This is a genomic window from Trichocoleus desertorum ATA4-8-CV12 (assembly GCA_019358975.1).
GTDB classification, from domain to species: domain Bacteria; phylum Cyanobacteriota; class Cyanobacteriia; order FACHB-46; family FACHB-46; genus Trichocoleus; species Trichocoleus desertorum_A.
Genome location: JAHHIL010000039.1, coordinates 1 through 14,276, shown reverse-complemented (window position 1 = coordinate 14,276; position 14,276 = coordinate 1). Strand labels below are relative to the sequence as shown.

Here is a 14,276-nt window from a genome sequence, read left to right as displayed (position 1 = left end):
AAGCTTTTCTGCTATCCCAAAAACAGCTTGTAGGCAGGGTTTTGGCTTTCATCCCAATAGCGATATCCCAAAGTCTCCAGAAAGGCTTGCCATTCCTGCATCTCCTGGGGTGGAACTTGCATCCCCACCACAATCCGCCCATAGTCTGCACCGTTGTTACGGTAGTGGAACATGCTGATATTCCAGTTGGGACTCATGGAAGTGACAAACTTCATCAGGGCACCAGGACGCTCCGGGAACTCGAAGCGGTAAAGCAACTCATGATGAGCGAGGGCTGAGTGACCACCCACCATATGTCGTAGGTGTAGTTTGGTCAGTTCATCATCTGTGAGATCAATGGTTCTAAACCCACAGCCCTCAAAGCCTTGGGTCATCTTAGCGGCATCAGCGCGATTTTGGATCTGCACACCCACAAAGATATGGGCTTCCTTTTGGTCAGAAATGCGGTAGTTAAACTCTGTTAGGTTGCGGCGACCCAGGCATTCACAAAACTTACGTAGACTGCCCGGTTGTTCTGGAATCGTGACCGCAAAGATCGCTTCTCGACGTTCGCCAAACTCAGCCCGCTCTGCCACAAACCGCAGGCGATCGAAGTTCATATTGGCACCGCAAGCGATCGCAATTAGCGTTTTCCCTTCAATCTGTTCTCTTTCAGCATAGGCTTTGGCTCCAGCGATCGCTAAGGCTCCGGCAGGTTCAAGGATCGATCGCGTATCCTCAAAGACATCTTTGATCGCCGCACAGGTGGCATCTGTATCCACCAAAATAATGTCATCTACATATTCTTGACACAGACGAAAAGTTTCTTCTCCCACTTCCCGTACCGCTACCCCATCAGCAAATAATCCCACCTGAGGTAAGCGCACCCGATGCCCTGCTTTAAGGGATTGGTTCATGGCGTCAGCATCTACAGGTTCTACACCAATGATCTTGATTTCGGGACGCAACCGCTTGACATAAGCAGCAATTCCAGAGATTAAACCTCCTCCACCGATCGCGACAAAGATGGCATGAATCGGTTGCTGGCATTGCCGCAAAATCTCCATGCCGATGGTGCCTTGTCCTGCGATCACATCCGGGTCATCGAAGGGGTGAATAAAGGTCAGTCCTTTTTCAGCTTCGAGTTGCCGAGCATAAGCATAGGCATCATCGTAGGTGTCACCCTGTAGCACTACCTCACCGCCGCGCGCTTTGACGGCATCTACCTTGACCTGGGGCGTAGTGACGGGCATGACAATAATGGCGCGGGTTCCCAGCCGACTAGCACCCAGAGCAACACCTTGAGCATGGTTGCCCGCCGAGGCCGCAATGACTCCTTGAGCTAGCTGATCTGGAGACAGATTCACCATTTTGTTGTAGGCACCCCGGAGCTTAAATGAAAACACTGACTGCATATCTTCCCGCTTCAGCAGCAGTCTATTATTGACTCGTGCCGATAAATTGGGAGCATGTTCTAGCGGCGATTCTTGGGCGACATCATAAACACGAGCAGTCAGGATTTGTACCAGGTAGTCGCAAAACATGGGATGCAGGGGTGAGCAGTGGCAGATAAACGATAATTCTACTCCAGTCTCGCCCTTTGCTGTGCGGGTGTGCGATCGCTCGTTAATGGCTCTAAATTTTCTACCGAAGCAACCGAGTTAAAATGTAGGCTATCAGTAGCCAATGGTGCTGCCATGAGCCAGTTACAAGCCAAATTAGCAACCGATGTCTGGGTGAATGCCACTTGGGATGAATACCTTTTGGCAGTTAGTGATCCTGACTATGAGACGGCTAAAGGCTACTACAACAAAGGACGCATGAGGCTAGAAATGGCTCCGCTTGGTAATCCCCATTCCCGTGACCACGCCACGATTATTGGTGCCCTCTATTTATTCGCTGGCTTGCAGGGTATCAATCTGGATGTCCACGACAATTGCACTTATCGCAAAACGGGATCTGAAGAAGCCCAACCTGATGCCTCTTTTTACCTAGGTGCTAACGCAGAGGTGGTGCCTTGGGAAGCTACCATTACTGATCTTGATGTTTACCCAGCTCCCGATTTAGTTGTGGAAGTAGCTTATTCTTCCTTGGCAGATGATAAAGGGGAAAAGCGGTTACTTTATGAAGCTCTGGGCGTACGAGAATATTGGATTGTTGATGTGCAAAATGTTGAGATTATTGCGTTTGAAATCCAAAATCGAGGGAGTCGCAGGATTGATCAATCGCAAGTTTTGCCTGGTTTAGCGATCGCCCTCTTAGAAGAAGCCTTTCGTCGCAGTCGCCAAATGAATCATGGCAAGGTCAGTGCTTGGCTTCTGTCTCAATTTCAATCCTAAATCTGTTAAGTGTTCATCTATTTTCTCTGAGACAGAACCAATCACGTTATTTGGTTTCTACTCACTTAAGTTAAGCTCTTTTACTTACTTTGTCGCCATCTCGAAAGTTCTGGGAAGTCTAGGGGTGGAATGCTTAGCTTGCGATCGCTGATGCCAAAAGCTGTGTCGCATTGAGTAGCGGGTTTTACTGAAAGAGGAATGATTGATGGTAGTTATGACCAACCAATACCGATTAGTCACTAGAAGCGACTTTGACGGCCTTGTCTGCGCTGTTTTATTAAAAGAATTAGATTTGATTAACGAAATTAAATTTGTCCATCCCAAAGATATGCAAGATGGCAAGATTGCAATTACCGATAAAGATATCACCACCAATCTACCCTATGTATCAGGGGTTCATTTAGCGTTCGATCACCACTACAGTGAGATCCTGCGAAATCAAAATCCTGAAGCAGGCTATATTAACAACCCAGAGGCTCCTTCCGCAGCCAGAGTGGTTTACAACTACTTTGGGGGCTTAGAGGAGTTTCCCCACATCTCCACCGAAATGATGGAGGCCGTTGATAAGGGAGATTCAGCTCAATTTAATATCGATGAAGTCTTACATCCTAAGGATTGGGTACTCCTCAACTTTTTGATGGATGCCAGAACAGGGTTGGGAAGATTCAAGGAATTCAACATCTCAAACTACAGTTTGATGATGGAATTAATCGACTACTGCAAAAATCACACCATCGCTGAAATCTTAGGATTACCGGATGTTAAGGAACGAGTTGATCTCTATTTTGAACAATCATCTCAGTTCAAAGATCAACTTCTGCGTTGTGCCACCGTATATGACAACTTAGTGGTCTTAGACCTGCGGAATGAGGATGTAATCTACGCAGGCAACCGTTTCATGATTTATGCTTTGTTCCCTAACTGCAACATCTCCATTCATCAAATGTGGGGCGTAAAGCAACAAAACACAGTTTTCGCAGTTGGTAAGTCGATTTTCAACAAAAGCTCCGAAACCAATATTGGCGAATTAATGCTGCAATATGGCGGTGGCGGTCATGCCAATGCGGGAACTTGCCAAATCGACAATGCTCAAGCTGAAATAACTCTAAAGAAATTGATTGCTCGAATTAACACAGATGGCTAAAGAATAGCTAAAGCAGCCATGTGAAGCAGTTAGCACGATCGCTCCCTTCTAATTTCCCTCCAGAACTACCCATGCAATATCCACTTACGCTCACCTTTAAGTTTTGGTCGCTCGCCCCTCAGCTCTCTGTAGAAGATGCAACGGGAGACACCCTCTTTTGTATCCGTCAGAAACTGTTTAAGCTCAAGGAAGTGATCAATGTCTTTGCTGACCTGGAACGTACCCAACTGAAGTACGAGATCAAAGCCGATCGCATTATTGACTTTTCAGCTCGTTACAATTTCCTAGATACCAACGGCAAAACGATAGGCGCTGTTAAACGACATGGCATGAAATCCTTTTGGCGTGCTCGTTACGACATCTATAACGGTGATACAGTCAGCTTTACCCTTAGTGAGCAAAACCCCTGGATAAAAGTCATGGATAGCCTATTTGCAGAAATACCTGTGGTAGGTCTGTTTACGGGGTATTTCTTCAACCCAGCTTACGTGGTTAATCGTGCGGACGGAAATGCAGTGATGTATTTAGAGAAACGCCCAGCGTTTTTATCTCGAATTTTTACGATCAAGCAAGTCGATCAACTTAGCGGTAACGAAGAAGCTCAAGTGCTACTAAGCCTGGTGATGATGCTTTTATTGGAGCGGAATCGTGGTTAATTAGGTGCATACCTAGTTTTATTTCATGATGCAGGCGATCGCTCTTTTGTATTGAGAGGGCGATCGCTTCTGTTAAGGCGTCACCACCCCAAAAAACGATCAGCCTTGAACGTAACTGCTAGGCTAATTCTATACATCAAAAGGTAATTAAGCGATCGCCATGACTATCGCACCGTCTCAAGCTTTAACTCTGCAAGAGTTTCTTGAACTCTCCTCTATTGAGGAGTCGCCAGCGTGGGAATATATCGGTGGAGTGGCAATTCAGAAACCAATGGGGGGCGGTAAGCATAGTACATTACAAAAGCGTCTAGTCGCTGCGATCGACCAAGCGGGTGTTACCTATGAAGCTTTTCCAGAATTGCGCTGTACGGTTGGCGATCGCTCTGTCGTTCCAGATGTTGCCGTTATTGCTAGCAGCCAATTGCCCTTAGATGAGAACGGCGAGATCATTAGTAAAGGAATTGAGTTTGCCCCCAATTGGGTCATTGAAATTTTGTCTCCCGATCAAAGTCAGACACGAGTCACGGGTAATATTCTGCATTGCCTTAGGCATGGTAGCCAATTAGGATGGTTGATTGATCCCAAGGAGCGGTCAGTTTTGGTTTATCAGCCCGATCGCTTGCCAGATTTACTCTCTGGAGCAGATGTGTTGCCAAGTTTAGAGGGGATGGCTTTAAGCTTATCGGTCGAGCAGGTGTTTGAGTGGCTCCGCCGACGCTAGTGGTAAACGGTTTAGCTTTCGACTACCTGAAAGGGCTAAGTTTAAGTATTGTGGCTTAAATTCTCTATCCAACCGTCACGATGGAGAGGGAAACTGTTAAGCTGCAATTTGAGAGACCGGGTTTCTTTGTTGAGAGTTTATAAGTCCCATGCGTAGAACCTACGATTTGCACGTCGTTGAAACGCGTCCCCTATTAAGTCCAGCCTTTATTCATAGCGAATTGCCGATCACTGAAGAAGTGTCTACTTTGGTGGCAGAAACCCGCGATCGCATTCGTAATATTTTGCAGGGAGAGGATCAGCGCCTACTCGTGATTGTGGGTCCCTGTTCAATCCACGATGTTGATGCTGCTTATGAGTATGGCCAAAAATTGCTCAAGCTGCGGACAGCGCTACAAGACCAGCTTGAGATCGTCATGCGCGTTTACTTTGAGAAGCCCCGCACCACAATTGGCTGGAAGGGCTTGATTAACGATCCCCACCTAGACGGCAGTTACGACATCAATACGGGGTTGCGGCAGGCGCGGAAATTGCTCCTAGAGCTGGCTAAACTGGGCTTGCCTGCTGCTACAGAATTGCTTGATCCCATCACCCCACAGTATTTAGCAGATCTGATTTCTTGGACAGCAATTGGGGCTCGCACCACCGAAAGCCAAACTCACCGAGAAATGGCTTCTGGGCTTTCCATGCCTGTGGGTTACAAAAATGGCACCGATGGCAATTTGGGTGCTGCCGTGAATGCCATGCTAGCAGCCAATTCTCCCCATCATTTTTTAGGGATCAGTTCCCAAGGGCTAGCAAGTATTGTCACCACCACAGGTAATCCAGATGGTCACTTGGTCTTACGCGGTGGTAAGCAGGGGCCAAACTATGACGCTGCCTACATCGAGAAATCTGCTCAGGAATTGAGTCGATACAAGCTGAATCAGCGCATCATGATTGATTGCAGTCACGGTAATTCTGACAAAGACTATACCCGCCAACCTCTGGTCTCACAGGATATTGCGGCTCAGGTGAAAGCTGGCTCTCCTCACATTATGGGGATTATGATTGAGAGCCATTTGGTGGCGGGCAATCAATCCATTCCCGACGATTTGTCTCAGCTCACCTATGGTCAAAGCATTACAGATCCCTGTGTGGACTTACCAACGACTGCTGAAATGCTAGAGATCTTGGCAGAAGCCGTCAGTCGGCAGACAAAAGGGGTTCCAGTTGGCTAATCGGTTAATTCTGTAACCAATTTTGTAACCGAACTCAGGGGTTGGATTCAGAAGGCTAGTTTAAGAGAGTAATGAATGACTCTCTTACTTCTGGTGCTTCCAATGACGATTCGTTTCACTTCCAACTCCTCAGTAGCCAAGCAAACCCAAAAGCTTTTGTCATTGGCTCTGTTGGGTACTGTGATGTTCGGCGCTGTCTCTGAATCAGCAGCGATGGCACTGCCCCAACCTTCCCAACCCCTGATTGCCCAACTGAAGCAAGCCCAAGCTGCTAAAGCTAAAACTCGTTTGCCCCAAATGGTGGTTCGGCGAGTTAAACAAGATTTGGTTGAGCGCTTTGACTTGCGATCGCGCGACTTAAAAGTAGTTAGCTTTAGCCGAGAAACTTGGGGAGATAGCTGCTTAGGTCTGGCCCAACCTAACGAGCGCTGCGCGATGGCAACCGTAGAGGGCTGGCGGGTCGAAATGACCAATGGTAAAGAAAACTGGGTCTACCGCACTGACCTAAAGGCTCAGGTGATCAGGCTAGAAACTCAAGATCCGTCCGCTCTGCCGCCTCAAGTGGTCGATCGCCTCTTTGAAACCATTGCGCAACAAGCTCGCGTTCCTGCTTCTAGCTTACGCGTTTTAGAATCTAAAGCCACTACCTTTGATGGCTGTATGGGGATTTACGAGCCTGGACGCGCTTGCACGAGAATTGCGATTTCTGGCTGGCAGGTGATTGTGGCGGGCGATCGCCAACAGTGGGTCTACCATGTGAGCCAAGATGCTTCCCGCATTGCCCAAAACGCCACAGCTAGCGGCAGTCGAGGCGAAGTCTTCACGTCTTTCATTCCTGAAGGAAACGAACCCCCTGCGCCAATTGATGCCAATGTGGTATTTCGTCTTAGCGTTTCCGGTGGCTTGACTGGCAGCATCACCGATACTTACCTCACCGCCGATGGCACGCTCTACCGTCAGACTAGCGGCCTTAATTCTCCATCTTCTCGGCCCACGGTGATCAAGCGTTTGTCTCAACGCCAACTGAGCCAGTTCCAACAGGTGCTAGAGCAGCAAAGAGTCCCTAACATGAATGGCTTGAGATTCTTCACCAGTGCTGCTTTCGCTGATTACCCAACCTCAACTGTGCAAGCAATGGGTAGCACCTTTGAATATATCGACATTGACAAGGAAGGTTTACCTCAAGCTCTGCAAACCCTGATTCAGGCTGTGGAAAAACTGTAGTGGCTAGCGAGCCAAGATGAAGTAGATCAAGGGTGCTAATGCCAGGGCTGGCAAGAATGAAGCGACGCGAACTTGGGCAATCTCTAACAAGTTTAAGGAGATGCCCAAGATCATCAGCCCTCCCACTCCTGTCACTAGCAGCACACGGGGATCGGTGGCGGGATTGGGGAGAGACTGAGCGAGCAGACCTGCCGCTAGGGACAAGCCACCTTGATAGACCAAAATGATCAAGCTAGAGAAGCCTACCCCAATGCCAAAACTGCTGGTGAAGGCGATCGCAGCTAAACCATCCATTGTCGCCTTCAAGGTTAGCAGGGTGTTATCTCCGGTGAGGCCATTATTAAGGCTACCAATCAATGTCATGGGTCCGACACAAAACAAGAGGCTAGCGGCGACAAAGCCATCAGTGAACCCACCGCCTCCCTTAAAGCGTTGCTTCAGCCAATCTCCCACTGCCGTCAAGCGTTCTTCTAGCTGCCACCACTCACCTAAAAGCCCACCGAGAGCGATCGCTACTAGTGCTAAGACCACACCATCAATACGACCTGCTTGAGTTTTGGTTAAGCTGCCCGCCATCTGAATCCCTACGAACAAGGTGATCAGCCCTAAGCCTTGAGTGATGATGCGCTGCATCCGGATGGGTAAGCGACCTTGCAACCCTAAGCCTAAGGTGGTACCTGCTAAAACAGTGCCGATATTAATCCAGGTGCCGCTGGTTTTAGCCCAAAAATCAAGTGTCATAGAGTGATCCTACAGCCGTTCATGCCCCCCTAGCCCCCCAATTTTGGGGGGAATAGGAGTCAAAGTTCTTTGGAAACGCGATCGCTAGCCAAGGCCACAGCTCCCCACAAAGGGGCATCATCACCTAAAGCCGCAGGGACAATTTCAAAGTGAACTTCTGGTAGCGCTGTAGTCTGAGCGGTTTGGCGTACCGTTTCCCACCATTGCGCCCCTGCTTTAGTCACCCCCCCGCCTAGGATAAAGCGTTGCGGATTCATCAAATTAGCCACGTTGCCGATCCCCAGGCCGATCGCCCAAGCTGCCACTTCCAAAACTTCCCAGGCTAGGTCATCGCCTTGGGTTGTCGCTTGACTTACTACTTGAGCGGTGATTGCATCTAAGTTTTGGTTGACCAGCGATCGCAGAATTTGGCCTCGTTGCGGTTGGGCTTCTAGCTGTTCTCGTACAGCCTGGGCGATATAAGGCCCAGAGGCTAGACGTTCGACACAGCCTCGCTTGCCACACAGACACAGCGGCCCATCGGGATCAACCACGACATGACCAATTTCTCCCGCCATCCCTTCGGCTCCTGACCACAGTTGGCCGTTGAGCACCCAACCACCGCCCACGCCTGTGCTGATGGTGATATAGAACAAGCTGTCGCAACCTCGACCTGCTCCGAAACGATGCTCGCCTAAAGCAGCAACGTTGGCATCGTTGTCTACACTAGCTGGAGCCCCAAATTCTGCCTCTAGGCGCTGCTGTAGCGGTAGATTTTCCCAGCCTGGGACGTGGTGAGAGAGCCGCACTGTTCCAGTTTTGGCATCGACTGGCCCACCAAAGCTAACTCCGATCGCACTTGGCTTGGCACCTTGCAGCAGTTCGTGAGCTAGCGATCGCATGATTTCCCAATCGGTCTGGACAGTGGGTTCAGTAGGGGAAAGCTGACGCCGGGAATCTCGCCATTGGGTTTCACCTTGACCAATCAGTGCTGCTGCGTGTTTTGTGCCACCAAAATCTAGGGCGAGTAATAAAGGAGTTTCTGTTACAGGCATGTTTACCGAACCCAACCGACTTGCTACGAAGCGATCGCTTTTAATTTTACAGGTTGAGTGAGTTTTGCCTTGTACAGCAGGATCTTGATGGAGTTAAAGATTTCTTGAATGTAGTTGAAAATAATACCGAAACTATGGGCTATAACTTTGGCTTTTTAAATCAAAAAATGAAACACAAGTCGATAAAACTAGTTGAGCGAGAGAATGACAGAGAGTTCATCGACTACCTCAACTCGGCCTCGACGAATGGCATGTAACAGGCGATCGATAGAGCCTAGCTCCTCTTCACTCAAAGCAGAATCCAACAAAGCGACTCTCAGCCCGTAGCGATCGGCGAGGGTAATCTTGCCAGAGTCTTGAGATTGAGCAAACAAGTCAGAGAGGGCAGAAGGTAGTAGACATGCAGTAACTAACATGATATTTCTAAAGGGAGTTTTGCCTACTTTCAATATCACCCAATTAAGCAGGATTTCCAGTGATGCCACCCGCGCTACAAAGGTGATTTTGTAAGGGTTTCTCAGTGATGCAGTTCCTCTCTTTCAGTGATTAAAGCTCAGTTTTTTAGTGATAGTTATCACAAAAAGAGTAGATAGCGAATTTACTTGGTTTGAAAGATATTCTGTACCATTGGCTTGTCTACGTTAGCGGCTGCTTGATCGAGTTCTGCAATCTCACCTGCATCCAGTTGCCATCCCAAAGCTCCTATATTCTCCTGTGCTTGTTCCACATTTTTAGCGCCGGGAATGGGAATGGTGCCTTTAGCGATACACCAATTAAGTGCAACTTGAGACATGGTTTTGTTGCGAGAGGCGGCGATCGCTCGTAGGCAATCTAATAAAGGTTTGCTACCTGACAGGAGTTGTTTAAAGAGCAGCCCACGAATGCCTTTGGGGAAGGGGCCTTGCTCAGAATATTTACCCGTCAAAATTCCCAGAGCCAAAGGGCTATAAGCAATCAGTTTGATACCTAGCTCATCACAGGCATCTTTCAATCCCAGCTCTGTCACAGGGTAAGTAGACAGCAGCGAGTATTGCACTTGTAATGTGGTGATGGGGATGCCCCGCTCCGCCAATCTTTGATGCACTTGTCTCAGCCGCTTGGGGCCGTAATTAGAGAGACCTACCGCTTTGACAAGTCCTTGCTCATACAGATCGCCCAGACCATCTAAGAGAGACCATTCCTGCCAGGGTGCATAATTGGCCGTAGACCAATGCATTTGCACCAAATCCACATTTCTCCCTAGACGTTGAGCTGAGGCTTGTCCAGCCGATATCATTGCTTTACGAGTCAAGCGCCAGGGATAAGCGGCTAATTTAGTCGCAATACAGATTTCTGCTTGATTGGGGCCGACATACTCCTGGGTGAACTGTCCGAGCAATTGCTCACTGCGTCCATTAAATTTGCCTGTGCCATAGGAATCACCTGTGTCGAATAACGTCACACCTTGCTGGACGCACAAGTTAAAGACGGCTTGCAACTGCTCATCCATGCTCTCGTCGTAGCCCCACAGTAAGCGATTCCCCCAGGCCCAGGTGCCGCATCCCATCAGGGGTAGGGAAAGTGGTTGGTTACTCTGCATGGTTTGTAGTTTCAATCACTGTAATCTTAGTGAGAAATAGCTTCCTTTGTTAGTCTAGTCGGCGATCGCACCCTTCTGTCTAGCTTTCTAAGCTGATCAGGGACGCGATCGCGGCGCTATGACCGCTGGGCTTGCTGCACTTTGATCACTTGCTGAGGCGCTTGCATTTCTGTGAATAGCTGGATGGCCCGATCAAAGTTGGTTTGACTACTCACAATATTGTTCATCGTTTGGTGAGTGAGTCCTAGTTGGAAATAAGCTTCAGCCAAGTCACATTTGGCCCCAATTTGTTCTAATAGGGCGATCGCTTCGGCGTGATGATTGAGGGCGCTGTCAAAAGCAGATTGTTGGCGATTAATTTCAGCTAAACCATTGAGAGTTTTGGCTTTGATTTGGGTGTAGCCACCTGTTTCAGAAAAGTTCAAGGCCATCTGATACAGGGCACTTGCCTTCTCAAAATCACCTAAGTTGACATAGGTTTGACCCAGGATTTGAATAAAGTAAGCGAACCTACCAGTTTGTTCTACCAATTGCTCGGTGAGAAGTGAGTGGTAAATTAATTCCGCCAATGCAAAGGATGCGGTTGGTAAATTCAAGTAAGAGTTAACTAAAGCTAAACATACCGTTGCTTTTTCGGCCCAACGGTGATGTTCGGTGTTTTGAGCTAGCGCTATGACTTGCTGAAACAAACGGGCGGCATCTGCTAATTCCCACAGATCAATTTTATAAAGACCAATGCTGAGGAGGGAATCGACTTCCAGCATTTTGAAGTAGTAAAGCTGATGTTTCTCTGCTGGAGTTTGAGGTGCAGTAGGGAGAGACTGCAAGGCTTGATGAGCCAGCGTCATCGTCGTTTCTTGGCAAGCGATCGCCTGATGAATTCTGCCCGTAATCCAGTGCAAATCTCCCCAGATGTTGTAGAGTTCGCTGAGGTTGCGATCGGAGTGCACATTGCAAATCACTTGAGTAATCGCAGCGAGCAGTGGTTGCAAGAGCCCCATGCGATATAAGGTGCTACCTAGAGGGAGAAACTGCTGCCACTGATTATTTCTACTTTTGAGAATCACTCGGCCCGCTGCCTCAAAATCATTAACTTCGATGTAGTGATAGTAGGCTTCTAGGGCTTGTAGCGCATCTTTGGTCGTTTCAATCGCAGGTACACTGCCAGTCCAAAACTCTGCTGCTTGGTGATTTACAGTGACCCATTCTTCACTGGCTCGTAGACGGGCGATCGCCTCGGCACGGATGACGGGATGCAGCCAGTAGCCGCCGTTATGGTGTTCGATCAGAGAACGGTTACGCAGTGAAGCAATCGTTTGTCGCTGTTGAGTCAGTGGAACATCCCCAAGTAAACAGAGTAGTGCTGCCGTAAGAATGGTGGGGACATCTTGGTAGCGATAACAGCCCAGACGGTAAAACAATCGATACGCTTGGGGGTCTAGAGCTTGCAGACGATTGACTTGGCTGGCGACTAAATCTTTTAAGTCGGTGGTCACTAGCAAATCGCCGTCGTTTTCTTGCCAGTAAGCGGCCATATCATGAGCAAAGTCTTCCTGAATCGCCCCACAAAGAATCCCCATTGCCTTAGCATTGCCGCCATAGGCTCGGTGCATTTTTTGCAGCACTGACTCATCAATTGCCATCTCTTGATGCCGAAAGAACTGCTGCCAAGCCTCTTGCTCTAAGCTGGGCAGCCGATAGTGTAGTAGGTTGAGGCTCGATTCACATAGGCGATCGCGACTAGTAATTAAGGTTAGCGATCGGACTCTACTATCGGTCAAAATCCGCAACAGCTCAACATAGTTACGATGCGCGGCTAGCAAGCGTCCTTGCAAATCCAGGGCAGGCTCCAAGTTGTCGATTAATATGCCAATGCGCCGCGTTTGCAGTTGCCGCTTGAGTCGCCCTAAATTTACGCCAAAGTCTACGCTGGGTTCTTGGCCAAAGTCGTGCTGTAGCCATTCCTCTACGACCCGTTCAGCAGAGGTGATATTTTGTGTTTCCTTCGCCATCAACAGTTCTAAAACCACCTCAAATTCCTGGGTTTGCAGGTATTGTTGGGCCAGTGTAGTTTTCCCTAAACCGCCTTCTCCCTGAATGACGATCGCCTTAGTTCCTTGGGTGGCTAAGCGATTGAGGTGAGCGATCGCGGTTGTCCGTCCAATAAAGTTAGTAGGTTCTGTGGTGGGGGCTACACCTGGATGGAATGTGGGAGGAGCCGAGAAATCAGGCTGAGTACGAGAAATTTGTGGCGTGGTTGATGTAGTTTGAAAATATCGGGCTAACGCGGTGCGGCAGTTCGTTTTAGTAATCTTTTCGCCGAGTTGTTGGGAGAGAAATTTCCACAGGTCCGAACCAACATCCTTGACATGCCCTTCGGTACAACCGTAGTCAGTGGCGATTTCGAGATACTTATGTCCCTGCCAGACTTTGTGCAAGATTGTTTTCTGCAAATCACTCAGACGTTGCCCAGTTTTGGTCAGAACTAGGGTGTCAACCCATGCCAATACTGCTTCAGCGTCCATTGATAGCCACATCGCAAAGTTGTATTTAGTCTACCCCGTATGTTCCAACCTGACTGACGGCTAAGGTTGGCTACAATCGCTCATTCGGTTTTTCCGACTTTCCGACTTTTTGCCCGGATAAAACTCCCGACTTCAGCCGACTGACAAAGCATGCTGCGCCTTTGTAAGCTACGGAAAAAGAGCTGGTTGAGATAAAGATGGTTGAAACATTGCAATTAGACTCGGCTCTAGTAGATTTAGCAGGTCAATACCACCCAAGCCTGAATCACTGGCAGATTCAACGTCGAATTGATGCTCTGATCAATTGCTATCTTTCTGTAGAACATTTGCGCGATCGCCTAGAAGATCTCCCGGTTCAGTTTAGAACTCCGCAAACTCGGCCTTGGCAACCGATTGATTGGCAAGCGATTGACCGTCAGCAAGTGGTTGGAATTGACCTGGATGTGTTTTTGGCGATTCTCAAAGGCGCGATCGACACAGAAGCTCCCATTCGCCAATATACGCAAACCAGTCGGCTATATCTAGAGCAATTACATCCCCAGTTGGCTCGGTTTGTCGGAGGTACCGTAGACGGACATGGTTCTTTGACAGAGCCAGCTTTGTGGGAAAAGGAGGAACGGCAACATACGCTAGCCCTCATGAAGGTATATACCCATCTCACAGGTAAAAAGGTCACACCCACTCAGCGGGCAGTTCGTTCCTATCAGTCGTCTGGTAATCTCCGCAATGATTTATATCAACATGGGCTGCATCGCATTGCCACCGAATATGGTGCCACTTGTCTCTATCTTTGGCTGATGGCGCATACGACAGGCCCTCTCCAGGCAGTCCTAGAAGAGTTAACCCAAGATGAGATCAATCACATGACCAAGTTCTGGGGATTTGGCGTTTGGGCATTTCCAGAGTCTTCTCTACCTCATATTGGTTTCACCCCTGCTTGACTGACAAAACTAAAAAGCTGGAAAGTGTTTCAGGACAATAAATTCATGATTAAAGCACTGATCCTGTTGTCGTTGAGAAGCGATCGCAGGCTGCGGGTCTGGGGCACTCGATAGAAACTGAAAAAGAGAAATGTTCCATTGTCGAGTGAGGGCTAAACGAATCCAATTCCAACC

The 14,276-nt window shown here is 48.5% G+C and carries 13 protein-coding genes; 7 read left to right on the top strand and 6 right to left on the bottom strand.

The window, feature by feature from the left end; genetic code table 11:
- Positions 1-11: 11 nt before the first annotated feature.
- Entirely contained in the window at positions 12-1,523 is a 1,512-nt protein-coding gene (gene ilvA / locus KME12_20740) for a threonine ammonia-lyase, biosynthetic (GenBank protein MBW4490216.1), read from the bottom strand.
- 153 nt (positions 1,524-1,676) lie between these two features.
- On the opposite strand from ilvA, the gene KME12_20735 reads away from it, so the two are divergent.
- The 6 genes from KME12_20735 to KME12_20710 all read left to right on the top strand — a co-directional run bounded on the left by KME12_20735 (position 1,677) and on the right by KME12_20710 (position 7,282).
- Entirely contained in the window at positions 1,677-2,318 is a 642-nt protein-coding gene (locus tag KME12_20735; protein MBW4490215.1) for a Uma2 family endonuclease, read from the top strand.
- Between the two features lie 205 nt (positions 2,319-2,523).
- Complete coding sequence (locus KME12_20730; protein ID MBW4490214.1) at positions 2,524-3,462, top strand: exopolyphosphatase; 939 nt, start codon at positions 2,524-2,526, stop codon at positions 3,460-3,462.
- Between the two features lie 71 nt (positions 3,463-3,533).
- Positions 3,534-4,118: a hypothetical protein gene (locus KME12_20725; protein ID MBW4490213.1), complete on the top strand. Its 585-nt coding sequence runs from the start codon at positions 3,534-3,536 to the stop codon at positions 4,116-4,118.
- A 160-nt stretch (positions 4,119-4,278) separates the two neighbouring features.
- Positions 4,279-4,839 carry a Uma2 family endonuclease gene (locus KME12_20720; GenBank protein MBW4490212.1) on the top strand — a complete coding sequence of 187 codons (561 nt, stop codon included), beginning with the start codon at positions 4,279-4,281 and terminating at the stop codon, positions 4,837-4,839.
- Between the two features lie 148 nt (positions 4,840-4,987).
- On the top strand, positions 4,988-6,058 hold the full coding sequence (locus tag KME12_20715) for a 3-deoxy-7-phosphoheptulonate synthase (protein ID MBW4490211.1): 1,071 nt from the start codon (positions 4,988-4,990) through the stop codon (positions 6,056-6,058).
- A 75-nt stretch (positions 6,059-6,133) separates the two neighbouring features.
- Positions 6,134-7,282 carry a hypothetical protein gene (locus KME12_20710; protein ID MBW4490210.1) on the top strand — a complete coding sequence of 383 codons (1,149 nt, stop codon included), beginning with the start codon at positions 6,134-6,136 and terminating at the stop codon, positions 7,280-7,282.
- A gap of 3 nt (positions 7,283-7,285) precedes the next feature.
- On the opposite strand, the gene KME12_20705 is transcribed toward KME12_20710, so the two are convergent.
- From KME12_20705 to KME12_20685, 5 genes are all read right to left on the bottom strand, one after another.
- Positions 7,286-8,023 carry a DUF554 domain-containing protein gene (locus tag KME12_20705; GenBank protein MBW4490209.1) on the bottom strand — a complete coding sequence of 246 codons (738 nt, stop codon included), beginning with the start codon at positions 8,021-8,023 and terminating at the stop codon, positions 7,286-7,288.
- Between the two features lie 59 nt (positions 8,024-8,082).
- Entirely contained in the window at positions 8,083-9,057 is a 975-nt protein-coding gene (locus KME12_20700) for an ROK family protein (protein MBW4490208.1), read from the bottom strand.
- A gap of 188 nt (positions 9,058-9,245) precedes the next feature.
- Positions 9,246-9,473 (bottom strand): hypothetical protein, encoded by a 228-nt coding sequence (locus KME12_20695; GenBank protein ID MBW4490207.1) that lies wholly within the window; start codon positions 9,471-9,473, stop codon positions 9,246-9,248.
- A 182-nt stretch (positions 9,474-9,655) separates the two neighbouring features.
- Entirely contained in the window at positions 9,656-10,636 is a 981-nt protein-coding gene (locus KME12_20690; protein ID MBW4490206.1) for an aldo/keto reductase, read from the bottom strand.
- A 116-nt stretch (positions 10,637-10,752) separates the two neighbouring features.
- Positions 10,753-13,161, bottom strand: a complete 2,409-nt coding sequence (locus KME12_20685; protein MBW4490205.1) for a tetratricopeptide repeat protein — start codon at positions 13,159-13,161, stop codon at positions 10,753-10,755.
- Positions 13,162-13,358: 197 nt separating this feature from the next.
- On the opposite strand from KME12_20685, the gene KME12_20680 reads away from it, so the two are divergent.
- A complete protein-coding gene (locus tag KME12_20680; protein MBW4490204.1) occupies positions 13,359-14,102 on the top strand; it encodes a ferritin-like domain-containing protein in 744 nt (247 codons plus the stop codon).
- The last annotated feature ends 174 nt before the right edge of the window (positions 14,103-14,276 follow it).